Here is a 22,685-nt window from a genome sequence, read left to right as displayed (position 1 = left end):
CTAGCGGTCGCTGCGCGCCCTGGCAAACGCCGCGGCGAGAGCCGTTGAGGGTTCTGCACCCTTGCTGGCAGCCTTGCGCGTGGCGTTGCCCCGCGCGGCTGATTTTGGCCCGGCGCCTCGCGGTTCCTGCCGCCGCCCGCCCGGTTGGCGTGCAGCGTCCTGCGCCTTGTCGTTGAGGCGCATGCTCAGGGCAATGCGCTTGCGCTCCAGGTCCACTTCCATGACTTTCACTTTCACCACGTCACCGGCCTTTACCACCTCATGCGGATCCTTGATGAAGCGGTCAGCGAGAACCGATATGTGCACGAGGCCGTCCTGGTGGACGCCGATATCCACAAAGGCCCCGAAATTGGTCACGTTGGTCACTGTGCCCTCCAATACCATGTCTGGCTTCAGGTCGGCAATTTTCTCGACGCCGTCCTGGAAGCTCGCCATGCGGAACTCCGGACGGGGATCGCGCCCCGGTTTGTCCAGTTCTCGGAGAATATCGAGCACCGTCGGCAGGCCCACCTGTTCGGTGACGTAGTCGCTGGGCCGCACGCTGCGCAGGAATGCGGAGTCCCCAATCAGGCTGGACAGGGATCGCTGCTGGCGCTCCGCAATGCGCTCGACCAGCGGGTAGGATTCGGGGTGCACGGCGGAGGCATCAAGCGGGTTGCTGCCGTTGTTGATGCGCAGGAAGCCCGCCGCCTGCTCAAAGGTCTTCTCGCCGAAGCGCGGCACCTGCAGCAGGTCCCTGCGGCTGGCGAAGCTGCCTGCCTGGTCGCGCAGCGCCACAATGTTGTTGGCCAGATTCTGGTTCAGGCCCGATACCCGTGCCAGCAGCGGCACCGACGCTGTATTCACGTCCACCCCCACGGCGTTCACACAGTCCTCGACGACGGCGTCCAGCTGGCGTGCCAGCTGGACCTGGCTGACGTCATGCTGGTACTGGCCGACACCGATGGATTTCGGGTCGATTTTCACCAGTTCGGCCAGTGGGTCCTGCAAGCGCCGGGCAATGGATACAGCGCCGCGTATGGTCACGTCGAGGTCGGGGAACTCCCGTGCAGCGAACTCCGAAGCGGAGTAGATGGAGGCGCCGGATTCGTTCACCATGACCTTGCGGCAGTTCAGCTCGGGGTGTTCCTGCAGCAGGTCGCCGACAAACTTGTCGGTCTCCCGGCTGGCGGTACCATTGCCGATGGCGATGAGTTCGACCCCATGCTTCTGTATCAGCCGCAGCAGTTCCGCGCTGGCCTCGCGCGTGCGCTTTTGCGGCGGGTGGGGAAACAGTGCGCCGTGGTCCACCACTTTGCCTGTGGCATCAACAACGGCCAGTTTCACGCCGGTGCGCAGACCCGGATCGAGCCCGATCGTGACATGGGCTCCCGCGGGGGCTGCCAGCAGCAGGTCCTTCAGGTTGCGGGCGAAGACGCCAATCGCTTCCTGCTCGGCGCGCTCCCGCAGCTGCGTGAGCAGGTCCGTCTGCAGGTGGCTGAGCAGTTTGACCCGCCAGGTCCAGCGCACGCTATCCGCCAGCCAGCGATCAGCGGCGCGTCCGGCGTCGCGAATCGACCAGTGATCCGCGATCATGGCTTCGCAGGGGTGTGCATCTCCCGGCTTTTCTTCCGGGTCGAGCAGCAGGTCGAGCTGCAGGAAACCTTCATTGCGTCCGCGGAACATGGCCAGTGCCCGGTGCGAGGGCGTGGTTGCCAGCGGCTCTGTGTGTTCGAAGTAGTCGCGGAACTTGGCGCCCTCGGCTTCCTTGCCGGGCACCAGGCGGGAAGCTAGCAGGGCGTTCTCCAGCAGGAAGCTGCGCAGGCGCGCCAGCAGGTCGGCATCCTCTGCAAAGCGTTCCATCAGAATCTGCCGCGCACCGTCGAGAGCCGCCTTGATATCGGCAATACCCTGATCCGGGTTCAGGTAGGATTCGGCGAGTGCCTCGGGGCTCTGCTGCGGATCCGCGAGCAGTGCCTCTGCCAGCGGTTCCAGGCCCGCCTCCCGGGCAATCTGCGCCTTGGTGCGGCGCTTGGGTTTGTAGGGCAGGTAGAGATCCTCGAGACGGTTTTTGGTGTCGGCCTCCAGCAGCGCCTGTTCCAGCGCAGGGTTGAGCTTGTCCTGCTCGGCAATCGATTTGAGAATCGCTGCCCGACGCTCGTCCAGTTCCCTGAGGTAGCGCAGGCGTTCATCGATGTGGCGCATCTGCGTGTCATCCAGCCCGCCCGTAACCTCTTTCCGATAGCGTGAGATGAAGGGCACGGTGGCGCCGTCGTCCAGCAGGCCGATGGCGGCGCTGATCTGGCTTTCATTGACGGCGAGTTCTTCGGCGATACGCTGGGAAATGCTCTTGCTCATGGTGTCCGGTGCGGTCCTGTAGTGTCGCGGCGCGCCATTATGCGTGACCCCGGCGCTGAAAACGATCTGGTTTTTTTCGTCGTTTTGTGCGTGACTGGCCGGGTGGGTACAGAGGAAAACCCGATGAAAATCCTGCACATCCTGCGTCACGCCAAGTCCGATTGGGGGGAGCCGGGTCTCGCCGACCACGACCGGCCACTGAACGTCCGAGGCCTGCGTGACGCTCCCCGCATGGGTGCGGCATTGCAGCGGCAGCTGGCGCCCATGGGTATCCATGCCAGCACGGCGCGGCGCGCGCAGATGACCCTGCAGGGACTGTGTGCGGGCTGGCCCGGACTGGCCGCCGCATCACACCGCAGCGAACCGGATCTGTACACCTTTAGCGCAACCGACCTGCTGGCCTGGTTACGCGCTCGTCCCGACGACGAGGAGCAGCTGTTCCTGATCGGGCACAACCCGGGTCTGACCGATCTGGCCAACCAGCTGCTGCCGGCGCTGCGGTTGGGCAACCTGCCGACGGCGGGCTATCTTCGCATGCAGCTGCCTGTGCAGCACTGGGCGTCCGTGGGCGACGCCGCCGGGACCCTGCAGCAGCAACTGTTCCCCAGGGACCTGCCGCCGGGCGGTTAGCGGCGTCCGTGGGCTGACGTGTAGTCGATGTCAGGGCCGACGGGCACCACGCCGGTTGGATTGATGTTGCGATGCGACGCGTAATAGTGGGTTTTGATGTGGTGGAAATCCACCGTGTCCGCCACGCCCGGACGCTGGTAGATGTCGCGGATGTACCCCGGCAGGTGCCGGTAGTCCTCGAGCCGCTGCCGGTTGCACTTGAAATGCCCGTGGTACACCGCGTCGAAGCGGATCAGCGTGGTGAACAGGCGAATGTCCGCCTCGGTCAGGGTGGCGCCGGTCAGGTACCGCTGGTGCGCAAGATGTGCATCAATGTGATCAAGCTCCTCGAACAGGGCATGGTAGGCCTCTTCGTAGGCCTGCTGTGTGGTGGCAAAGCCGGCGCGGTATACGCCGTTGTTGATGGCGGGGTAAATGCGCGCGTTCCAGTCGTCAATGGCGGCGCGCTCGGACGGGCCATACAGGTCGAGCGTGTTCCCGGTGATGTCGTTGAAGGCGTTGTTGAACATGCGAATGATGTCAGCGGATTCGTTGCTGACAATGGTATTGCGTTCGCGGTCCCAGAGTACCGGCACCGTTACCCGCCCGGTGTAGGTGGGGTCCGCCCGGGTGTAGACCTGGTGGTGGAAGTCGGCGCCGCCCACCTTGTCGCCGGTGCTGCCTTCGTCGCGATGGAAGGTCCAGCCGTTCTCCAGCATGAGGGGGCTGACCACTGACACATCAATGAGCGCTTCCAGACCCTTCAGCGCCCGCACAATCAGCGTTCGGTGGGCCCAGGGGCAGGCGAGGGATACGTACAGGTGATAGCGCCCGGATGCGGCGGCAAACCCGCTGTCTCCCGTCGCGCCCGCCGCGCCGTCGGGGGTGACCCAGTGCCTGAACCGGGCGCTCTCGCGGACGAAGCGCCCCTCGTTGCTGTCGGTGTCGTACCAGACGTCCTGCCATTGCCCGTCAACCAGCATACCCATTGCATTGCTCCTGTCGTGTTTGCTCAGAGGCAGTGTGCATTCGAAGGGCTGCTTTTAAAATCGCATATTATTGGCAAAATCTTTCGAGAAAATAGAATTTAAACAGGCTTTATGCCCCATTCCGGCCTTCCTGGCAGAATAATTCAGCGAGGTGGCGCGCTGCGGGGCCGGCACAGTCGGGGTCGGCAATCGTCAGGTACAAGGTCGCGTGGCGGCGGGCTCCCTGCTCCAGCGGCAGTGCCTCCAGCTCGCCTGCGTCCAGGGCGGTTGAGATGCGCGTGCGCGGTAGCCAGGCGAAACCGAGTCCACGGCTGACAAGCTCAATGGATGTGGCCACGTGGCTTACGGTCCAGCGCTGTTCCGCGCCCAGCCATCCGGCGTCGGTGCGCCGGTCCTGGGCGGAGTCGCGAATGACGATTTGTCGCTCCCGCGCCAGATCCTGCAGCGTCAACGTGCGGCCCAGCGCATGCAGAGCGTGCCCGCGCGCCGCGACGGCAACGAATTCCGCCTGCATGACGGGTTCGCCCAGGTAGCCCGCGGGAACCGAACTGGCAATCAGTAACCCGACTTCGCCCCGCAGCAGGCGTTCTGCGCCACCGGAAAGGACAGTCTCGTACAGTGCAATCCGGGTATTGGGATAGCGTTGCGAGAACGCCGCCATAACCTGTGCCAGCTGTGCCGTGGGGTACAACTCATCCACTGCCAGATGAATCTCCGCCTCCGTACCCTGCGCGAGGCTGCTGGCGACGTCCTCCAGCTGGGCCGCCTGTGCCAGCAGCTGCGAGGCCCGGCGCAACATCAATGTGCCTGCCTCGGTAAGCTGCGCCTTGCGGCCCACGACTTCCAGCAGCCTGACGCCCAGCTGATCCTGCAGTTTGTGCACCGCGTGATTGATGGTTGACTGGCTCTTGTGGATGGCCGCGGCAGCCTGGGCGAATCCGCCGTGTTCGATCACGGCCTGCAGCATGCGCCACTGTTCAAGTGTTGTGCGGTTCACGTCCAGACCTTTCTGTATTATCGAAATTAACAGGCGAAATAATGCAATTTATTTTCGTAAATAACGAGCTTAATCTGCGCCAACAGTCACCGGGAGCAATGTGTATGAAAGAACGTTCGGTACAGGAACTACGCCGGGCCACGCCTGCCCAGGATGGAGACGGCGTGGCGATCCAGCGGGTGACCGGCATGCGGCATGCGGCGATGGACCCGTTTCTCATGCTCGACGAACTCCGCGCGCAGCGCCGCGAGGATTTGGGCGGCGGTTTCCCGCCGCATCCCCATCGGGGTATGCAAACGCTGACGTACATGAAGCACGGCGGCATCATCCATGAGGACAGCCGGGGCAATCGCGGTGAGATTCGCGACGGCGGCGTGCAGTGGATGTCGGCCGGGCGCGGCATTATCCACTCGGAGATGCCCACCGCAGACACCCAGGGCCTGCACGGCTTTCAGCTCTGGATCAATCTGCCCGCGGCGGAAAAGCTGAGTGAGCCACGCTATCGGGATATTCCTGCCTCTGCGCTAACCCATGTCGAGGGCGAAGGCTACAGCGCCGCGGTGATCGCCGGTGAGTGGCAGCTGGGTGAGTGGCTGGGCCATGGGCCCCTGCGGGAGCTGGCACCGCGGGCCGCGCTGGTTGACCTCACCCTGCATCCCCGGACTGTCCTGACACTGCCCGTGGCGCCGGGGGAAGCCATGCTGGCCTATGTGTATGCGGGGTCGCTCGAGCAGTCGGCCCAGTCCATTGCCGCCGGGGCACTGGCCATTACGACGCAGGGCGATCGCTGGTCGCTCTGTGCAGGTAGTGCAGGCGCCTCCCTGCTGCTGTTGCGCGGAGAGCCGGTTGCCGAGCCCGTTGCCCAGTACGGCCCCTTCGTGATGAACACCCCGGCCGAAATTGAACAGGCGATTCGCGACTACCAGGCGGGCGAATTCGGCTGAACGCTGGCGGACCATTGTCTGTCGCGAGGCCCCGCAGGACGGCTGCGTTTATGTGGTGGCGGTGGTACCCTAGCGCTTTGCCATGGGAAAGGATGAGACATGCTGCGATATCCGGCGCTGTGCCTGATTTTGCTGCTGGCGGGCTGTGGTGTAAACCAGCCTCCGGCGCCAGAGCCACCGCAGGAGCAACCCGCCGGGGTGGCATCGCCTGAGGTGGTGGAACCGTCGTTGCAGAACGCGAGTACTGAACAGGCCTGCACCGAACCTCGACCGCAGGTCTGCACCATGGAATACAACCCCGTCTGCGCGCTGCGCGACGGCGGCCGGCGCGAGACGCTGTCCTCGCCCTGCAATGCCTGTGCCGATGCAGGCGTGGTCAGCTACACACCGGGAGTGTGCGACAGCGATGCCTGATGTCGTGAGCCCGGCGCCAAGCGGTTGGAGGCGCACCCTGCTATGAGCCTGACCAAGCGCATTCTCCTTGCGATGGTGGCCGGCATCGTCCTCGGTTCCCTGTGCAACCTGTTGTTGCAGAGCAGCGAGCTGGACGACGTGTGGCGCCGGGCGGTCAATGACTGGCTGGTGCTCGGCGTCTTCGATGTCATAGGCCGCATGTTTGTCGCCTCGCTGAAACTGCTGGTGGTGCCCCTGGTGCTGGTATCCCTCATCTGCGGTTCGAGCTCCCTGGGCGACAGTGCCCGCATGGGGCCCATCGCGGTGAAAACCATCCTGTTCTACCTGGCGACCACGGCCATCGCCATCAGCATCGCCCTGTTGGCGGCGGTGGCCATCGGCCCGGGTGCCGGCGTGGAAATGGCGGGGGATGCGCAATTCGAGGTGGCCAAGCCGCCGCCGCTGACGGATGTGCTGGTGGGTATCGTGCCCTCCAATCCGATCGCCGCCATGGCCGAAGGCAACATGTTGCAGGTGATCGTGTTTGCGCTGCTGTTCGGTTACGCCATTTCCCACGCCGGTGAGCCGGGGCGTCGCATCGCCAGTTTTTTTACCGATATGGAAGCGGTGATCATGAAGATGGTGGGCCTGCTCATGGAGCTGGCCCCCTGGGGGGTATTTGCCCTGCTCGCCAAGCTGTTTGCCGAGATGGGCATCAGTGCGATCATGGATCTCGCCGCGTATTTCTTCACGGTCCTCGCGGTGCTGCTGTTCCACGGTCTGGTCACCTACAGCGCCCTGCTGGCGACCATCGCCCGCGTGTCACCGCGGATGATGATGCACAAGATGCGCTCGGTGTGGGCCTTTGCCTTCAGCACCGCCTCCTCGGGCGCTACCCTGCCGATCACCCTGCGCACCGTGGAGCGCCGTCTGGGGGTGCACAGTTCCGTTGCCGGGTTTACCGTGCCGCTGGGGGCCACGATCAACATGGATGGCACGGCGATCATGCAGGGGGTTGCCACGGTGTTTATCGCCCAGGTGTATGGTGTGGAACTGGGCATGGCGGCCTATCTGACGGTGATTCTTACCGCCACTCTCGCCTCCATCGGCACCGCGGCAGTGCCCGGTGTCGGTCTGGTTACGCTGGCGCTGGTGCTGGAACAGGCCGGTCTGCCGGTTGAGGGGATCGCTCTCATCATCGGTGTCGATCGTCTGCTGGACATGGTACGCACCGCAGTCAACGTCACTGGCGACGCCACCGTAGCCGTGATTGTGGGTAAAAGTGAAAACCAGCTGGACATGGCGGTCTTTGGCGACCCCCGTGCCGACCTGGAATCAAACCGGAAGTAAACCATGTCTATTCAGGTGACGATCGTGCCGGTCACGGCCTACCAGCAGAACTGCTCTATCATCAAATGCCTGGACACCGGGCGCGGGGCTCTGGTGGACCCCGGTGGTGATGTCGAACGCCTGTTGCAGGCCGCGGAGAAAATGGGGGCAACTCTGGAGAAAATATTGCTGACCCATGGCCATATGGATCACTGCGCTGCAGCAGATGTGTTGCGCCAGCAGCTGGGTGTACCGATTGAAGGCCCGGAAAAAGAGGACGCGTTCTGGATTGACCGTCTGCCCGAGTGGTGCAGGATGTCCGGCTTTCCACACGCCGATGCCTTTGTGCCCGACCGCTGGCTGGAGCAGGGCGACACGGTGACAGTAGGCGCGCAGACTCTGCAGGTCTTCCACTGTCCGGGCCATACCCCCGGTCACGTGGTGTTTCTGCACGCGGGACAGCGGGTGGCCTGGGTGGGCGATGTGCTCTTCCAGGGCTCCATCGGGCGCACCGATTTTCCCCGCGGCGATCACGACCAGCTGATTGCCAGCATTCGCGAAACGCTGTTTCCCCTGGGAGACGATATCACCTTTGTCCCCGGCCACGGCCCCACCTCAACGTTCGGCCAGGAGCGTCGCAGCAACCCGTTCGTGGCTGACACGCGCTACGGCTGACGGTAGCGCCGACTACTGGATAATCTTGATCCAGTCCCCGGTGCGCGGCTCACCACTGGGATACAGCCCATTCAGCAGCCGCAGCTGTGCTTCCGCGTCCGGTAGCCGGATACTGGCGGCGAGGCTGGCCATGGTGGCGCCCCGTGGCACCTGGATATAGCGCACATAGCGCTGTTCACCGGCGTTGCGTTCCTGCGGGTGCAGCGGGCGGAAGCTCTGGATCATTGCCAGCAGGTCGTCATCCGCAGCTTTGAACTGTTCCGCCTTGCCCTCAAACAGAAACTGCCAGTTGTGATTGATCACCGCCAGGCGCCGTGTTTCTCCGCCGCCACTGGCGAGGGCGCTGTACCCCTGCAGACCCGCCTGCTCAAGGTCCAGACCATTGCTGATACCGCCGCTGGCTGCCGCCTCCAGCGCCTGTTGCGGGGTTTGTTGCGGGTCGGGTTTCTGCAGGGTAATGGTGAGGCTGGCGCTGCCATCTGCGGCGCTGGCGACGATCGCGCGGCTGCCGCTGCTGACCTGCCAGCCCGGCGGGTAGGCAAAACTGAATGCCAGCTTGTTGTGGTAATAGCGATTGTCTTCACGTTTTATACGTGGGCCCCAGGGTAGCCCATCAGTGCGCCGCTGAAACTCACCGGGCACGCTGGGGTCCTCAAGCACCTGTCCGGTGTCCAGCTCGCTGGCGGCGCGGATCACGGTTTGCAGGCGCTGGTCGTTGCGCGGGTGTGTGGCGTACAGCCCGTGGTAGGTGCCGGCGGGCTTGCCGCCCGCCTTGGCGCGCACGCGCTGGTACTGTTCCTGGTCCTTGAGCACGCCAATCACGTTCAGCAACGCGTCGGGTTCGTAGCCGCTCAGGTACATGTAACGCGCCCCCAGACCGTCCGCCTCCAGCTCGTGCTCCCGGCCGTAGCCGCGAACCAGCTCGGTGCCGTACATCCCCGCAGAGTCCATGATGTCCCGGCTGCCGGTGAGGACGCCGGCGGTAACTGCCAGCACCTGCGTGGTGAGTGAACCGGCGCGCTGGCGGGCGGCGTGCCGCGCTGTAACGTGGGCGATCTCATGGCCGAGCACGCCGGCCAGCTCCGCTTCGGAGTCGAGGTAGGCGAGCAGTCCCCGGTGGATATAGACATAGCCGCCCGGCGTTGCGAAGGCGTTCAGGTCAGGGCTGTCGATGACGGTGAAGGTGAAGGGCAGGTCCGGCCGGTCACTGTTGGCGACCAGGCGCTGACCCACACGGTTCACGTAGTCCTGCAGTTCCCGGTCATCGTAGATTGCACCCTCTTTCTGGATCTCGGCGTACATCTCCTGCCCGATTTTCGCTTCCTTGGATTCACTCATGACCACCACGCTGGCACCACCGGTTGCGGGGTTGCCGGCGCAGCCGGTGAGCGCGGCGAGCAGTGCAAGGCCCAGCGCGGCGTGACGTATGAGTGCGGTCATCATGGGCGGCTCCTAGGGTGTGTGCGAGAGGAATTCCAGCAGCTGGTCGCCCACGCTGTCGCAGGCAGTGCCCTGAACCGGAGCGATAATGGGAATCGGCAGCACCACGGCGGGCATATAGGACTGGCCACTGGCCGTGGCGCTGATGCGGCCGACCTCGGCGCGCTGGGTGAAATCCCAGATAGTGGCTTCGTAGCTGGCGTCGTCCGACCAGGTGCCGAAGCCGAAGCAGCCAGCGCCCCCCGGGCCAATACCGCAGGTCATGGAGCCCGCCGAGTCGCCCCGCACCGTGCTGCCGTCAATCCAGATCATGTAACGCGTTTGCAGGGCCGCAAACTTTTCGGCCACATCGCGGTGCTCGAAGAGCTTTTCCAGATCGGTGGGGCGCAGGGGCGCGGTGCGCGGTTCGAACCACGGGTAGAGGGCGTTCAGAAACTCCAGTTCATCAATGACGCGAATCGAGGGGTCGCGTGCTTCGATATGCCCGCCGACACAGCGGATAAAGCCCGGCTCGGTCTCGTAGTCGCTGGCGTGGCGGCGACCGAGAATCACCACCGAGGCGTCACCGATACCCGCTGTCGGTGAATTGAATACCATCTGGTCCACGGTGGCGTTCACGCAGCCGGTCAACCAGGGCAGCAACACGGCACTCAGCAGCAGGAGACGCAGGGTCACGGTGTCACCTGCGTCTGGCCGCCGGCGCGGGGCAGGCTGTTGAGCCAGGCCTCGACCTGCGGCACGCGGGTAAAGGTGGTGGCGAAATGCGCACCCGCATCGCGCAGGGCGACGATGGCGGCCAGGCGTACGGCACCTTCATCGCTCTGCATGAACGCGGTGGGGGTTTTGCCATAGGCCGGCATCGTCCACTCCGCAATGGGTTCTCCCCCCAGGGTGACCAGTTGGAAGCGGTAGCGCATCCAGATCTCGTAGACCTTGACGTTGGTGTGCGCCGGGATGGCGTATTGCAATTCATCGACCGTAGGCAGCAGGACGGCATCCACCAGCGGATTCATCTGCCCCGGCCCGGGTTTGCCGTTCATGAATACAACGTCGCGGAACATGCCCCGGAGCAGGGTGTGCCACAGCTCCACCTGTGCCTGGCCCGTATTCACCAGCCAGCTGGATTCTGCCCGACCGCTGGCTTCATCGAAGAACTCGTGATTGGCGAAGTCGTCGTCGTACCAGATGCCCAGCGTCAATGGCAGCGGGTTCATCACCGGGTCGGGAAACTCGCTCTCGACAACCACCTGCTTGGTGCCGCAGCCCGCGAGCAGGCAGACGAGCGCCAGTGCCGCGAGCCAGTGGCCGCGCTCAGGGGCGGTAGTCATTGAGCCCGACAAAGGTGCCTCCATTGCGATAGGTCATTTCTCTCATCAGCGCCGCGAAGCGGTGTGCAGTGTTCTGCTGGGCGGGTGCCTGTGAATAGAGTACGGGAAAACCCACGGCATGGATGCGTATCAGGCGCTGGTCACCACTGTCGCGGTTGAGCCGGTCAACGGTGGTGAGCACCTGGCTGATCGAGTTGCCGGTGAAGTCGTCGCCGAACACGTAGATGCTAATGCGTTTCTTGCCGTCGTAAAAGCTGCGGATGGCCTGGGTGATACCCTCCACCGGGCTCGAGTTGCTGAACACGTTCCAGTTGCGCAGATTCTGGATGATCGCCGTGCGCCGCGCGGCGGTATCCGGTATCCACTGGCCGCGATAGCGGCTGAACATGTAGTCACCCATATCGTTCATGACCTGGATACCCTTCACCTCCGGGTAGATGCTCAGCACCGATTCGACCTCTCTCAGCACCCGCTCCCAGGCGTAATAGAACATGGAGCCGGACGTGTCGATAACAAAGATGATGTACTCGCTGTCGACCGGTATGCCGCCAATGTAATTGTTTTTTGCCTGCGACTGCTGGGCCTGCAGGCGCTTCTGTTCCTCGGTGAGGGACTGGCGTGCAATGGCCAGCTGCTCGGCGATCACGTCACTGGTGCTGGCGTTGACCTGCAGGCTGTCGTGGCGGGAGCGCGTGCTGGCCAGTTGTGCCTGGAGAATGGCGATGCGCTCGCGGTAGGCCGACAGCTGTTCCTGGCGCGCGTTCAGGTCGCGGTTGAGGATGCGCGTTTCGCCCCGTATCTCGAAGACTTGCTCCTGCAGCTCGGCAACCTTGCCCTGCAGGTTGACGGTGGATGCTTCGATGATTTGCGGCTGCACCGTTTTGGTAATCATCAACAACAGGATCACGGCGCCAAAGCCACAGCAGATGACGTCGAGAAACGACAGCGAGAATTCTTCGGTAGTGCGTCGCTTGCGCATGTCGACTCCTAGGGCCAGTCCCGCGAGGGTGTCATGAAGCTGCCACGGGTCGCCTGGGCGAGTTGCCAGAACGCCGAGGCCGCCATCGGGTCCCCCTCCATCGGCGCAAGAATGATATTCACCGGCACGTTCCGTGGCAGCCGCCGCAGCGCCTGCTGGTAGAGGTCCAGGCGCTGTTTACCGCTGACGGTGCTGCCACGCGGCGCCGTGGTGCCCTGGGTCGGCAGGCCGTCCGTAATCAGGAATATGTTGTCGGCTGCCGGGCTCAACCGCCCCAGGGCGATGAAGGCATTTTCCAGGCTGGTGCCGCCGCTGGGCAGGATGCTGCGCAGGGCGCGTGTGGCGGATTCCAGCTGCGGCTGATTGGCAACCTCCAGCCACTTGCCGGCGGTTTCAGGCAGCGCAAAGCCGGCCTCGGTATTGAAGGTTATGATCTGGTAGCTGCTGCCGACCGGCAGCTGCGCCGTCAGCCAGTCAACCGTGCTCAGTGCACGACTCCACTTCTCCGCGCCGCGCTGTACGTCGGCACCCATATTGCGCAGGCGGATAATATTGACCAGGCGATCAGCCAGCATGCTGGATGAAATATCCAGCAGGATCACGATATGCCGCCCGCCCAGATTGAGCCCGGTCAGGTACTGGCGGTTGCCGTCGCCGGTGAACGTGCGGGCGCTGTTGCCGCTGGTGTCCTCGGTGGATTCCCGCAGGCGCTTCACTTCGGCCTCCAGCGCCTGAATCTGGGATTTGAGCCGCTCCAGGTCGGGGCTGCTGCTGGTGGCATCGCGCAGGCCCGCGATCAGCGCTTCATACTCGTCGATCTCCTCGGTCACCCGTGTGGCCCTGCCCTGGGCCTCCACCATCTGCTGGTCGATGTCACTCAGGGCGTTGCGCAGTTTCACCAGGCCGGCCTCGCCGTTGGCGATATCCTCCTCCAGCAGGTTGACCTCCGAGAGCAGGTCGCGGTTCAGCTCGCGCGATTGCACTTCTATGGAGTGGTCAATGATCAGAAAAACCAGCACGACCGCGCCGAAGCCGCAGGACATGATGTCCAGAAAGCTCAGGTTGAAGGTGGTAAAGCCGCGTTTGCGCCTTGCCATGCTGAGCCTCGCCTAGTCGCTGACCCGGATCAGCAGGGCCTCGGTGCCGTCCGCCAGCAGCAGGCGATCCCCGTTCGCAACGCGGTCACCGTCGTGACAGGGGGCATTGTTGACCGTCAATTCCCCCGCATCCGGTCCTGCGTGCAGCCGCCAGCCACCAGCGGTATCCGCCACCAGGGACCAGCCTGCGCCCAGTGAGGTGCCATCAATCCGCAGTGCGCGCGCCTCCCCATGCCTCAGCAGGTGGGTTGCGCGGGGCGGCGGCTTCGGCGCCGCCGGCTCTGGCGCAGTGTCGTCCGCTGCTCCCGCCATGGCGGGCAGGCGCTCGACAAAGACCAGGGCTTCGGCGCGCTGCAGCAGGCGCGGCTCGTGCAGGGCCAGTGCACGCTGCATATCGCCGGCCTGCAACACGGTCGCCGTCAGGCGTGACTGCAACTCGGGCAGGAGGGCAGCCACAGGGTCCAGCAACAGTGTCGGTGGGTGTTCGCGGGGCAGGTTGCCGCTGACCGCGTCGAGCAGGGTGCGGCTGGCCGCCTGCAGGTCGTTGCGCGTCAGTCGCGCGTGGTAGCCGTTCACGCTCAGGCTGGTCTCAGAGGCGTCGCGCAGGCTGCGCAGGGTGTCGGGCAGGGTATTGTAAAGCTGCTGCTCGGTTTCCGCTCGGCGGCGGGGGTCGAACCGGGTCTGGCGAATGAATGCGCTGGCCGCTGCCTCTACCACCCGCTCCTGCAGGGCCAGCAGCCCACAGCCGGGCAGTGGCGTTACCTTGTGCAGGATGACCTCCGCCCCATCGCGGCGCACCTCGCTGAGCAGGGCCTGATGCAACTGGATTTCCAGGTGGAACAGCGCGGCCTCCGGAAGATGAAGACTGGCCAGGGCGACACTGCGGTTGACCAGGCCTACCGCCGCGAACGGGCACTGCTGGATAATCCCCAGAAGCAGCGCGACCTGTTCCTTGCGCATGCTGCCAGGCGCGGCCAGCAACAGCTCCTCCGGTGCACCGGCCTCCCGGTGCAGCGCCTGCAGGTGGGCGTGGACCAGGTCCGCGGTGTGCCTGGCCGGGCCCAGCGCAGGCTGCAGTGCGTCGGTATTGAGTTGCCACCAGTAGCGCGTGGAGATGTCACGCGGCCGCAGCCGTGCCGCCGCGCGCGCATCCTGCCCGAACCGGTACTGCCCGGCGTCCAGCAGCGCATAGCCGGGGCTGCTCAGATGCAGGTCACCGTGCCAGATCTGCAGGTTGCTGTCGTGGATGTCGAGCCAGGCGACCGCCATGTCAGTGAGCCACCAGATGGCGCAGCAGTCGCTTGTCGGCGTAGCGCTGGCAGTCCAGCACCAGTTTCTCTTGCGACTGTTGCAGCTGGTGCAGGCAGAACATGATGATGATGCTCAGCACCAGCGCGACGAACGTGCTGTTGAAGGCGACGCCGAGGCTCACGGTGACACCGGAAATGTCGCCCTCGACGGCCTTGTAGGCCTGCGCGAGCGCATCGCCGATGCCGCGCACTGTCCCGATGAAGCCGATGGAGGGAATTGCCCAGGCGATATAGCGCACCATCGACAGTTCCGAGTCGAGCCGATCGGATTCCACTTCGCACTCCTCCTTGATGGTGTTGGACACCGCCTGGATGCTGCCCGTGGTGGCGAAACGCTGTAGTGCGCTCAATAACGTGCGCGGCAGCAGATAGTCCTGCTCCGCGGCGGGCAGCGCCTCCAGTGAACGGCTGTACTCGCGCGCATCCTCCGGCAGCAGGGTGGTGCCATCGGGGATGTCGAGCAATGCGCGTTCCAGCAGCGCCTGTTCGCGCAGGGTACTGCGGCCCTTGTAGGCCATGATGGCCAGGGCCCACAACAGCAGGATGAAGCAGGCCTCCTGCTCGAAGTCCCGTATGACAACCGCCAGGCTGCGCTCTGGCACGATGTCCTCACCGGCGGCCTGCAGCGCCATCTGCTCCTGCAGCTGTGCGTCCGCGCTGGGCCGGATCACGCCGACGTACAGCCCGTGCACAACGATGATGGCAATCAGCAGCGCGAACAGCTGGAAGGTGAATTCCGGGGATAACTTGATTTTCATGGTGGTGTCCTAGATATCCACGGGGAATGAGACGGAGAGATCTTCCGAGATCTGTTCGGAGGCTTCGTACTCCAGCGGCGATCCCGGGGGGGGTGCTGCGCCTGCGCTGCCTGTCGCTGCGGGTTCCGGGGGCTGCGGTGGCGTCGCTTCGCTGGCTTGCGCACCGGCGTCGTCCGCTGTGTCCTGGCCCGCGGCCGGGTGCGTGGTGGCCCAGCCAACCAGCAGCAGACAGGTCAGCAATGTAGTGCGTGTTCCGCTCAGCATGGTCGGCCTACTCCGCATAGCGCGCGATCCGGAATCCTACGTCATCGCGCCCCGCTTGCCCATAATCGCGAAACGGGAGCCGTAGTTCCGACATCCTGCTCATGGCCCAGCTGGCGCCGCGTATAACGTAATTGTCACCACTCTGCGGGCCCAGCGGATCCGTTTCCGCCGGCGCGTTTGCGGCGGGAATCTGGTAGACATCGTGCACCCATTCGGCGACGTTGCCGCCCAGGTCGTGCAGGCCGTGGTGATTGGCGGGATAGCTGGCAACGGTGGCGCTCACCACCTGACCGTCGTTGTACCCGTTCACGGTCCTGCCGGTCACATAGGCCGAGCTGCTGTCGGCATAGTTCTCCAGCACTGTGGTCGGCGGGAACGTGTCGCCCCAGGGGAAGGTGAGCCGTGTTTCCCCTTTCACGCGCGCGACCCAGGCCCACTCGGCCTCCGTGGGCAGGCGGTAGCCCGTTGCCGCCGGATTGAAGCCGGTGACGATGCCCTGGTTCTGCGTGTAGAACGGCGGCAGGCCTTCGCGCTGGCTCAGCCAGTTGCAGAACTGAGCGGCCTGCTGCCAGCTCACCTGGGCGACGGGCTGGTGTTCACGGTTCAGGCTGTTGCCTTCGATCTGGCCCGAGTTGTGGCTCGCCAGGAACTGCCTGAACTGGGCGTTGGTCACCTCTGTGGTCTGCAGGTAGAACATGCGGCGCAGCGTAACCGGGCGCAGAACCTCGTTGGCGCGGCGCCCGGGCTCGCGGCGCGAGGCGCCCATGGTAAAGCTGTCCGGGCCATGTTCGCCGGGAATAAACAGGCGCAGTGTTTGCCCCAGCGCCGAAGTGACCTCAGGCTGCAGCTGTGCCACCCGGGCTTCCTGCTCAGTCTGCAGGGCGACTTCGAAGCGCTGCTCCAGCCCCTGCCGCGGGGTAATGCGCCGGGACTCGCTGCGATGCCCCGGCAGACTGATTTCCACACGGTGTTCAACAGTGGGCAGTGACAGGGACTGGTTGCCGCGCCCGACCAGGCGACCGTTGACGCGCACTTCCGCCTCGGGCGGACTCACCCGCAGATCGATCTCGCCCAGCTGGGCGGCCAGTGTGATGGCCTTGCGCCCCGTGGCGCCGGCGGCCAGCTGGACGGTTTCACTGTGGCGCCGGTATCCCGGCCGGGTCAGCATCAGCCGTTGCGGCTTGTCCGGAACAAGGTTCAGGGTGAGCGGCGTCTGGCCCTGGAAGTCGCCATCCAGGGTGACATTGGCACCGCTGGGCGTGCTGGCAAGTTCCAGCAGTCCGGCAGCGGGTTGCAGGGTGACGGTGCCCAGCTCGAGCTCGGCGCCCGCCTTCGCTGCCAGCGTTTGTTCCCAGGGGGCATAGCCGGGCAATCGCAGCTGCAGCCGCCGCTCGCCCTGCATGACTTCGACCGAGGCGGGGGTCGTCGCCACCGGCTCGCCGTCGACGAGCACGTCGGCGCCGGCCGGCTCGCTGTTGATCGACGCCACGGCCCAGGCCGGTGACAGGCGGAACTCGAAAGTCTCCTCCCGGTCGCGGCCGGCGACCTGCAGCGTCTCGTCCAGTGGCAGGTAGCGCGGATGGCGCAGTTGCAGCATGTGTGTGCCGGCAGCCAGTTCCAGTGCAGCCAGGGGTGTACTGCCGGCCTGCTCGCCGTCGATGGTTACCGTTGCCCCCTCCGGCTCTGCCAGCAGGGTGACACGGCCCGGGCGTGGCTGCAGGGAAAACGGCCAGCGCTGGCTGGCGGCATCGCTGACGGTGATACGGGTCTCGAGCGGAACATAGCCGGGTGCGCTGACTTCCAGTGCATAGACACCGGGCAGCATCAGGTAGCGGCCCCCCAGCGGCAGGTGGAAGCCGCCCAGGTCGATGTCGGCGGGGGTGCTGGACGTTACGCTGATTTCCACTGAACGCGCGGTAAACAGGAACGCCATGACCAGCGTAAACAGCAGGATGGCTATCGGGAGCAGCCAGCGCCGCCAGCCCCATCCACCCTTCGTTTCGGGCTGCTGCCCCTGATTCAGAGGCTCGAAGCTGCTCGGTGTGATGGCCTGCGTCGTGTCGCGGTCAGTGCTCATTCAAACAGGGTCCGTGCAGGCGATAAAAATGGGTTCCGGTGGACTGCCGGGAGTCACCGTGAACGTCTTGCGTACATCACGGTAGCCATCGCGGGTGCCGACCGCCGTGTAGGTGCCAGGGCGCAGCGCCAGGCTGTGTTCGCCGAACTGTCCCAGCCGTGCCACGCGCTGTACTAGCACCGCGGTGAGCTGATCCGAGCGCAGCGTGACGATGACCGGGGTGCTGGCCCGTTCCAGCAGCTGCGTCAGCTGTTCGATCTGGCTGCCGAGCAGCGTCCCCTGAGGTGTCACCGTACGGGCCTGTGCCAGTACCTGTTCCAGGCTTCTGGCAACCGCCGGATCGGACAGCCGCTCGGGTGCGGCCAGTGCCTCGCGCAGCTGGCTGTCCAGCCGCGCCCGGGGTTGCGCACGTGCCAGGCCCTCCTGGGCAAAGACCAGGGTGGGATCCACCGCGAGGGCTTCCTCATAACCGGCGACGGCGTCGCCCCAGGCCTCTTGGGCCTCGAGGTCCTGCGCCTTGCGTCGCAGCTTGCCGAGACGGTCGGCAGTCTGTGTAGCGCGCAGCTCCGCCATTGCTGCTTCGGTTTCCGGGCTGCCAGGCTGCAGCGAACGGGCCTTGGTGAAGGCGCTCGCCGCGGCGTCAAAGCGACCGTCGTCGAGCGCGGCATAGCCCTCACTCATCGCGCTCTGGTAACGCTGCTCCGTGTGCGCGGTCTGCACGCGCTCGAGTGCGTTCGCCGCGCGGCGGCTTGCCGGATCGAGTTGTGTAGCAGCGCGCAGTGTGGCCTCCGCGCCCGCCAGGTCGCCGTCGCGCTCCAGCGCCAGCGCGGTGTCGAGCTTGTCCTGCAGCGCGGTCATCACGGCAGCCCTCTGGCGCAGTGCCTCCAGCGCGGAATCAGCCGGTGCCAGCAGTGCCGCCGTCTCCAGCGCGGGTTGCAGCGCATCGGCATCGCCCTGTTCCAGCGCGTCCTCTGCCGCCGTCAGTGCGGCTTGCAGAATATCCGGAATACGTGTTTCCAGAGCCTGAAGCTGTGCCAGACTGTCCCGGTACTGCTCGGTCGCGTCTGTAAACTCGCGGGCCTGATAGTGTGCATCGCCGCGTGTGGCGGCGGCTTTGGCGTTGTCCAGCGCCGGTCCCCCCCAGGATGCCGCGCCCCGCTCCTCCAGTGTGAACTGCAGTTCCACCAGCTGTGCCAGTACGTCCTGCGCTTCCTGCCTCAGGCGTGCCTGCTGGGCATCAGACCAGGGGCTGGCCGGCGGCTCCGGCGCGGGCGGCGCGGCTGCCGCGGGCGGCGCGCCGGAGGCAGCTGGCGGCTTGACATCCACAGCCAGCGTCGCCGCTGACTCGTCATCGCCCAGCTGGCCCGGTAGCCAGAACACCACGGCCAGCGCCAGTATCACCAGCAACAACAGTGCGGGGACCAGCCAGCGTGACTGGCCGCTGGCGCTTGCGGGGGCGGCAGCCTCAACGGGCGTGGGCTCGGCGACGCTGAAGGGTATCGGTTTGACAGGATCGTTGGGTCTGGTCATGCAGAGTCTGGCCTTGTGTCGGCTGTCCCCGAATCAGGGGTTGCTGGTCGATGGCGTGGCTTCCAGCAGGCCGACCTCAGCCTGGTAGATATCGGCCAGCAGCTCGCGCCACTGGGCGTATTGTTCCTCGACATTGCCGCTGAGCATCACCGTGCGGTCTTCCAGTTCGATGACCTGCGGAGTGATTTCCGCCTCCAGTGACATGCCGAGTTCCTCCAGTGCGGCCACGTGAATCTGCGCCTCGGCGCGCTTTTCGAGGCCGCTCTTGAGCAGGTAACCGCCGCCGATGATGGCCACATTGCCCGCTGCCCGGCTGGAGCGATCGCTGCTGCCCGCGGCGTAGATCCCGGCGAGGATCGCCGCGCCGCCGGCAATCAGGTTGCGGCGGCTCTCGGCCTGCAGCTCCTGCAGCGCGATGGCCTCCTCATAGCTCATCTTGCGCCATTCCTGGTAGGGCACCTGCATCTCGCCACTGAAGTGGCCGTAATGTTCCTGCAGTGTGTCGACAAACAGCTGGTCGCGCTCGCGAATGCTGCGGATGCGCTCCAGCATGGGGTCGCCCTCGGCCGGCAGGCGTCGCACCTCCATCACGCCCTTGCGGTTTGCCTTGAGGTAGCCATCGAACGCTTCGGGCGAGAAGCTGCGGGCAAACTGCAGTTCAGTGACCAGGCGGATGTCCTCGCGTTGGGCCAGCGTCAGTGACTCCTGATAGCGCATCAGGTCGTTGGCGATCAGGTGGTAGATCGCCTGGAAGGGGTCGTAGCTGTTGCGGGTGGAAGGCGCATAGGCATACTTGCTTGCATTGGCCTTGTAGCGCTTGTCCAGCCACTCTGCGCCGCGGGCATCGCTTGCGGTGATATGCAGTTCCAGGGTTTCCCCATCCGATGCCACGATGCGCCCGCGCACCAGCAAGTCTACTGCCTGTCGGTCGGAGGGGACGACGCGCACAGCGCCCCAGGCCCCGCTGTTCTGCATGGCCTCGGCCAGCAGGCGCGGCATGAACCGCGCTTCGGCCTTGCGCACCTCGGGGTAGACCTGCTGGTCTTCATCGTAATCGTCGAGGCCCGGGTCGAATACCAGTACGCCCACATCCAGCAGTGCGCTTTCAGGCGCCGCCTGAGCCGGACGCTCCAGCGGCGGCACGGACGAGGTTTTGACGGTCTGGTTGACGCAGGCGGTCAGGCTGACCAGCAGCAGCGAGACAAGCGCCAGCCGGGCGGTAGTCATGGAGTGATTCCCTTGTACTTGCGATATTCTTCCCAGAGCTTCTCGCGCACGGCGGGGTCGGGTTCGCGCATGGCGGCCTCGCGCAGCTGTCGGGCCACCACGTCGTCGTCATTGCCGTTGGGTATATCGTCGGGAGGCGGATAGCGTGCCGGATTCACCGGCCCCGAGCGTCCCGGGGTGTTTACGCTGCCCTGGCCGCCGCCTGCGCCGGCAACCGTGATCTCCTCGCCGTAAGGACCTTCACGACCCCCGGGCGCTGCGCCGCTGGCGGCGTCCGCGCTTGCGGCGTCCGCGCTGGCGTCGTCGCTGCTGGCACGACGGGCACTGCGCTGCCGGGCCTGCTCCTCGAGAATCATGGTGTCGAACTCCCCGGTGCCCGCTTCCAGCCGCGCATCAAGTATGGCCACCTGTTCGGCCGGCGTGAGCGGACCGGCGCTCGTGCCCGCGCCGCCCGCACCCGCAGCGTCACCGGGCCACTGCCCGGAAGCGCCAGCCGGTGCCGCGCCGCTGTCCGCGTCGCTACCGTTGCCCGCCCCGTCACCGCCCGCAGCGGCCGCTTCCATGGCGGCCTCAAGCGCGGCCAGGGTACCCGGATCAAGGGTCGGGGTGTCGCGCATGTCAGGCAGGGCCTCACCGCCGGACCCGGTTTCGAAACCGGGCTCTGCTGCCCCCTGCCCGTTACCCGCTTCCGCAGTGCCCCCCGCCGCGCTGCCTTCCGCCGCAGAACCCGGTGGGGATGACGCGCGCCCTGTGCCGTCTTCCATGGTCGCACCCTGGCTGCCAGCATCCGGCGCGCCGGCACCGGCAGTGCCCGGCGCCTGGCCGCTGGAGGCGGAGGGCATTGTCGGGCCGCTACCAGCGGCGGGCGCGCTCTCACTGCCGCTCGCTGTCGGGCTTTGGCTGCCACTGCTGGTCGAGCTCTGGCTGCCGCTGCTGGAGGAGGATGGCGGTGTGCTGGGTGTGGAGGGGGACTGTGTCGGATTGCTGGCGCTGGGGCAGCCTGCCAGCGCCAGGCACAGCGCTGCGCAGCCCGCGCTGCGCAGCAGGGTCAGTGCAATCGATGTCTCAGCGCTTACTGTCATAGGCCATAACCAGGTTGTCGGTTGCTACCGGGGTGCCGGAAGCGAGATCAAATCGCGGACGGAACGGCGTCTTGCGCAATGCCCGCATGAGCCGGTTGGCCAGTCCGTTCGCTTCGCCGGAATCGTCCAGCCGCTCAAGGTTGGATACCTTGCCGTCAGCCGCCACGGCAAGCCCGAGCAGTATATCCCCATCGCCTTCAACTGCGAGAGGCCCGTGCACATTGATTCCTTCCAGCGCCGGCAAGGGTACAGGTTCACCGAACAGCTCAGTGCGTAAGGCTTGGGCAGCGGCATCGTCGGCAAGTTCCGCGAATGCCTCGGCGTAGGCCGTCATCGCGCCCTCCCGGTCGCCGTGGAACAGCAGCCAGTCGCCCATCAGGGTGCGCGCGCGGACCGGCGCTGCGGGGTCGGTAGCGCTGTGCAGCCGCTCCAGGTCGTAAATAGCCTTGAGCACCGCCTGGCCCTTGCTGAAATTGTCGCGCAGATAACTGCTGGCGAGTGGGCGCGTGCTGTTGCCGAACCCGTTGCCAAAGTCGTCCGCGGGTTCTGCCCAACGGTAGCCGGCGATAAGGTACTGCGCCTGCAGCATGCCGTACAGCGGTGGCAGCAGCTCGGGAGACGCTTCGCCCTGGCGCTCGAGCACCTCGCTCAGTGCCAGCCGATAGTACTCCCACATCTGCAGCAGGCGCAGGCCGGGTTCTTCGTCGAGGCTGAGCAGAAAGGCCTGCCGCTGCCAGTCGCCCTGCTGCAGGAGGCCGCGCACACGCTGTTCCGGCGTCAGGTCCGCCTTGCTCTGCACGCGCTCCAGATAGCGCTGCCGCTCATCGACAGCGCGGTAGTCTCCCAGCGCCTGCAGGCTGATGATCTCCGACTCCAACAGAGGCAGCTGGTCGGTGCTGTACAGGCCGGTGCTGACCCGGGCCAGGTGGGTGCCCCGTTTGAACACCGCAGCCGCTTCCGCGTGTCGCCCCTCGGCTTGCAGGGCGAGCCCGAGGCTCAACAGGCGCTCGGGCAGCACCGGACTGTAGGCACCGTACTCACTTTCCAGATCGGTAATGGCCGCCTGCAGCGCACGGCGTTGCTCCAGCGCACGGGTATCGGCGGCTTCGGCACTGCCGGTAGCCGGTGGAACCTCTGCGAGAGCCGAGCTCGCAGCCAGCGCGCCTGCCATCAGGAGCGCTGCAAGATACAGTCCTTTCATGGCACAGATCACCATCGCGAAGGCGCCTGCGAAGTCCCCGCAAGGGCGGCAGGCGCCACTCAAGTATATACATTTACCGCTGCCCCACACAAAATACGCAATTGCGCCTGTTTTGGTGC

General features: G+C 65.4%; 21 protein-coding genes. 5 read left to right on the top strand and 16 right to left on the bottom strand.

The window, feature by feature from the left end:
* Positions 1 to 2,337 carry a Tex family protein gene (locus tag AACZ17_RS12045; protein WP_290746598.1) on the bottom strand — a complete coding sequence of 779 codons (2,337 nt, stop codon included), beginning with the start codon at positions 2,335 to 2,337 and terminating at the stop codon, positions 1 to 3.
* A 123-nt stretch (positions 2,338 to 2,460) separates the two neighbouring features.
* Here AACZ17_RS12045 and AACZ17_RS12040 point away from each other — a divergent pair, with 123 nt between their 5' ends.
* A complete protein-coding gene (locus AACZ17_RS12040; protein WP_290746595.1) occupies positions 2,461 to 2,967 on the top strand; it encodes a histidine phosphatase family protein in 507 nt (168 codons plus the stop codon).
* Here the strand turns inward: AACZ17_RS12040 and AACZ17_RS12035 are convergent.
* On the bottom strand, positions 2,964 to 3,935 hold the full coding sequence (locus AACZ17_RS12035) for a glutathione S-transferase family protein (protein WP_290746593.1): 972 nt from the start codon (positions 3,933 to 3,935) through the stop codon (positions 2,964 to 2,966). The genes AACZ17_RS12040 and AACZ17_RS12035 overlap by 4 nt on opposite strands.
* 109 nt (positions 3,936 to 4,044) lie before the next feature.
* The gene (locus AACZ17_RS12030; RefSeq protein WP_290746590.1) at positions 4,045 to 4,932 is read right to left on the bottom strand and encodes a LysR family transcriptional regulator; all 888 of its coding nucleotides are present in this window, start codon (positions 4,930 to 4,932) and stop codon (positions 4,045 to 4,047) included.
* A gap of 104 nt (positions 4,933 to 5,036) precedes the next feature.
* On the opposite strand from AACZ17_RS12030, the gene AACZ17_RS12025 reads away from it, so the two are divergent.
* The 4 genes from AACZ17_RS12025 (at position 5,037) to AACZ17_RS12010 (ending at position 8,273) form a co-directional block, all read left to right on the top strand.
* Positions 5,037 to 5,876, top strand: coding sequence for a pirin family protein (locus AACZ17_RS12025; RefSeq protein ID WP_290746587.1), 840 nt, complete (start codon positions 5,037 to 5,039; stop codon positions 5,874 to 5,876).
* A gap of 99 nt (positions 5,877 to 5,975) precedes the next feature.
* A complete protein-coding gene (locus AACZ17_RS12020; protein ID WP_290746584.1) occupies positions 5,976 to 6,290 on the top strand; it encodes a hypothetical protein in 315 nt (104 codons plus the stop codon).
* A gap of 42 nt (positions 6,291 to 6,332) precedes the next feature.
* Positions 6,333 to 7,619, top strand: a complete 1,287-nt coding sequence (locus tag AACZ17_RS12015; protein ID WP_290746581.1) for a dicarboxylate/amino acid:cation symporter — start codon at positions 6,333 to 6,335, stop codon at positions 7,617 to 7,619.
* Positions 7,620 to 7,622: 3 nt separating this feature from the next.
* Positions 7,623 to 8,273: an MBL fold metallo-hydrolase gene (locus AACZ17_RS12010; RefSeq protein ID WP_290746578.1), complete on the top strand. Its 651-nt coding sequence runs from the start codon at positions 7,623 to 7,625 to the stop codon at positions 8,271 to 8,273.
* Positions 8,274 to 8,285: 12 nt separating this feature from the next.
* Here AACZ17_RS12010 and AACZ17_RS12005 read toward each other — a convergent pair whose 3' ends face one another.
* Genes AACZ17_RS12005 through AACZ17_RS11945 form a run of 13 tightly spaced genes read right to left on the bottom strand, consistent with a single transcriptional unit; the run spans position 8,286 to position 22,566 of the window.
* A complete protein-coding gene (locus AACZ17_RS12005) occupies positions 8,286 to 9,716 on the bottom strand; it encodes a M48 family metalloprotease (RefSeq protein WP_290746575.1) in 1,431 nt (476 codons plus the stop codon).
* A gap of 9 nt (positions 9,717 to 9,725) precedes the next feature.
* On the bottom strand, positions 9,726 to 10,388 hold the full coding sequence (locus AACZ17_RS12000) for a hypothetical protein (RefSeq protein ID WP_290746572.1): 663 nt from the start codon (positions 10,386 to 10,388) through the stop codon (positions 9,726 to 9,728).
* A complete protein-coding gene (locus tag AACZ17_RS11995; protein WP_290746569.1) occupies positions 10,385 to 11,041 on the bottom strand; it encodes a hypothetical protein in 657 nt (218 codons plus the stop codon). Before AACZ17_RS11995 ends, AACZ17_RS12000 begins: the two co-directional genes overlap by 4 nt.
* Complete coding sequence (locus tag AACZ17_RS11990) at positions 11,025 to 12,020, bottom strand: VWA domain-containing protein (protein WP_290746566.1); 996 nt, start codon at positions 12,018 to 12,020, stop codon at positions 11,025 to 11,027. The genes AACZ17_RS11995 and AACZ17_RS11990 overlap by 17 nt, the downstream gene beginning before the upstream one ends.
* Before the next feature lie 8 nt (positions 12,021 to 12,028).
* Positions 12,029 to 13,117, bottom strand: coding sequence for a VWA domain-containing protein (locus AACZ17_RS11985; protein WP_290746563.1), 1,089 nt, complete (start codon positions 13,115 to 13,117; stop codon positions 12,029 to 12,031).
* 12 nt (positions 13,118 to 13,129) lie between these two features.
* Positions 13,130 to 14,386: a hypothetical protein gene (locus AACZ17_RS11980; protein ID WP_290746561.1), complete on the bottom strand. Its 1,257-nt coding sequence runs from the start codon at positions 14,384 to 14,386 to the stop codon at positions 13,130 to 13,132.
* Position 14,387: 1 nt separating this feature from the next.
* The gene (locus AACZ17_RS11975; RefSeq protein WP_290746558.1) at positions 14,388 to 15,185 is read right to left on the bottom strand and encodes a MotA/TolQ/ExbB proton channel family protein; all 798 of its coding nucleotides are present in this window, start codon (positions 15,183 to 15,185) and stop codon (positions 14,388 to 14,390) included.
* Between the two features lie 9 nt (positions 15,186 to 15,194).
* Entirely contained in the window at positions 15,195 to 15,449 is a 255-nt protein-coding gene (locus tag AACZ17_RS11970) for a hypothetical protein (RefSeq protein ID WP_290746555.1), read from the bottom strand.
* Between the two features lie 7 nt (positions 15,450 to 15,456).
* Entirely contained in the window at positions 15,457 to 17,526 is a 2,070-nt protein-coding gene (locus tag AACZ17_RS11965) for a PEGA domain-containing protein (protein WP_290746551.1), read from the bottom strand.
* On the bottom strand, positions 17,527 to 19,056 hold the full coding sequence (locus tag AACZ17_RS11960; protein WP_290746548.1) for a hypothetical protein: 1,530 nt from the start codon (positions 19,054 to 19,056) through the stop codon (positions 17,527 to 17,529).
* 33 nt (positions 19,057 to 19,089) lie between these two features.
* Positions 19,090 to 20,283, bottom strand: coding sequence for a hypothetical protein (locus AACZ17_RS11955; RefSeq protein WP_290746545.1), 1,194 nt, complete (start codon positions 20,281 to 20,283; stop codon positions 19,090 to 19,092).
* Positions 20,280 to 21,365 (bottom strand): hypothetical protein, encoded by a 1,086-nt coding sequence (locus AACZ17_RS11950; protein ID WP_290746542.1) that lies wholly within the window; start codon positions 21,363 to 21,365, stop codon positions 20,280 to 20,282. Before AACZ17_RS11950 ends, AACZ17_RS11955 begins: the two co-directional genes overlap by 4 nt.
* Positions 21,349 to 22,566, bottom strand: coding sequence for a hypothetical protein (locus AACZ17_RS11945; RefSeq protein WP_290746539.1), 1,218 nt, complete (start codon positions 22,564 to 22,566; stop codon positions 21,349 to 21,351). The genes AACZ17_RS11950 and AACZ17_RS11945 overlap by 17 nt, the downstream gene beginning before the upstream one ends.
* Positions 22,567 to 22,685 lie beyond the last annotated feature (119 nt).

The organism is uncultured Haliea sp. (assembly GCF_963973825.1).
Taxonomy (GTDB): Bacteria; Pseudomonadota; Gammaproteobacteria; order Pseudomonadales; family Halieaceae; genus Haliea.
Note: the sequence above shows the minus strand (reverse complement) of the source record. Positions and strands in the feature narration are given on the sequence as shown.

What these genes read in the sequence shown, in the direction of transcription:
- AACZ17_RS12045 (WP_290746598.1), bottom strand. Translation starts at nt 2,337, where the DNA reads ATGAGCAAGAGCATTTCCCAGCGTATCGCCGAAGAACTCGCCGTCAAT.
- AACZ17_RS12040 (WP_290746595.1), top strand. Translation starts at nt 2,461, where the DNA reads ATGAAAATCCTGCACATCCTGCGTCACGCCAAGTCCGATTGGGGGGAG.
- AACZ17_RS12035 (WP_290746593.1), bottom strand. Translation starts at nt 3,935, where the DNA reads ATGGGTATGCTGGTTGACGGGCAATGGCAGGACGTCTGGTACGACACC.
- AACZ17_RS12025 (WP_290746587.1), top strand. Translation starts at nt 5,037, where the DNA reads ATGAAAGAACGTTCGGTACAGGAACTACGCCGGGCCACGCCTGCCCAG.
- AACZ17_RS12020 (WP_290746584.1), top strand. Translation starts at nt 5,976, where the DNA reads ATGCTGCGATATCCGGCGCTGTGCCTGATTTTGCTGCTGGCGGGCTGT.
- AACZ17_RS12015 (WP_290746581.1), top strand. Translation starts at nt 6,333, where the DNA reads ATGAGCCTGACCAAGCGCATTCTCCTTGCGATGGTGGCCGGCATCGTC.
- AACZ17_RS12010 (WP_290746578.1), top strand. Translation starts at nt 7,623, where the DNA reads ATGTCTATTCAGGTGACGATCGTGCCGGTCACGGCCTACCAGCAGAAC.
- AACZ17_RS12005 (WP_290746575.1), bottom strand. Translation starts at nt 9,716, where the DNA reads ATGATGACCGCACTCATACGTCACGCCGCGCTGGGCCTTGCACTGCTC.
- AACZ17_RS11995 (WP_290746569.1), bottom strand. Translation starts at nt 11,041, where the DNA reads ATGACTACCGCCCCTGAGCGCGGCCACTGGCTCGCGGCACTGGCGCTC.
- AACZ17_RS11990 (WP_290746566.1), bottom strand. Translation starts at nt 12,020, where the DNA reads ATGCGCAAGCGACGCACTACCGAAGAATTCTCGCTGTCGTTTCTCGAC.
- AACZ17_RS11985 (WP_290746563.1), bottom strand. Translation starts at nt 13,117, where the DNA reads ATGGCAAGGCGCAAACGCGGCTTTACCACCTTCAACCTGAGCTTTCTG.
- AACZ17_RS11980 (WP_290746561.1), bottom strand. Translation starts at nt 14,386, where the DNA reads ATGGCGGTCGCCTGGCTCGACATCCACGACAGCAACCTGCAGATCTGG.
- AACZ17_RS11975 (WP_290746558.1), bottom strand. Translation starts at nt 15,185, where the DNA reads ATGAAAATCAAGTTATCCCCGGAATTCACCTTCCAGCTGTTCGCGCTG.
- AACZ17_RS11970 (WP_290746555.1), bottom strand. Translation starts at nt 15,449, where the DNA reads ATGCTGAGCGGAACACGCACTACATTGCTGACCTGTCTGCTGCTGGTT.
- AACZ17_RS11965 (WP_290746551.1), bottom strand. Translation starts at nt 17,526, where the DNA reads ATGAGCACTGACCGCGACACGACGCAGGCCATCACACCGAGCAGCTTC.
- AACZ17_RS11960 (WP_290746548.1), bottom strand. Translation starts at nt 19,056, where the DNA reads ATGACCAGACCCAACGATCCTGTCAAACCGATACCCTTCAGCGTCGCC.
- AACZ17_RS11955 (WP_290746545.1), bottom strand. Translation starts at nt 20,283, where the DNA reads ATGACTACCGCCCGGCTGGCGCTTGTCTCGCTGCTGCTGGTCAGCCTG.
- AACZ17_RS11950 (WP_290746542.1), bottom strand. Translation starts at nt 21,365, where the DNA reads ATGACAGTAAGCGCTGAGACATCGATTGCACTGACCCTGCTGCGCAGC.
- AACZ17_RS11945 (WP_290746539.1), bottom strand. Translation starts at nt 22,566, where the DNA reads ATGAAAGGACTGTATCTTGCAGCGCTCCTGATGGCAGGCGCGCTGGCT.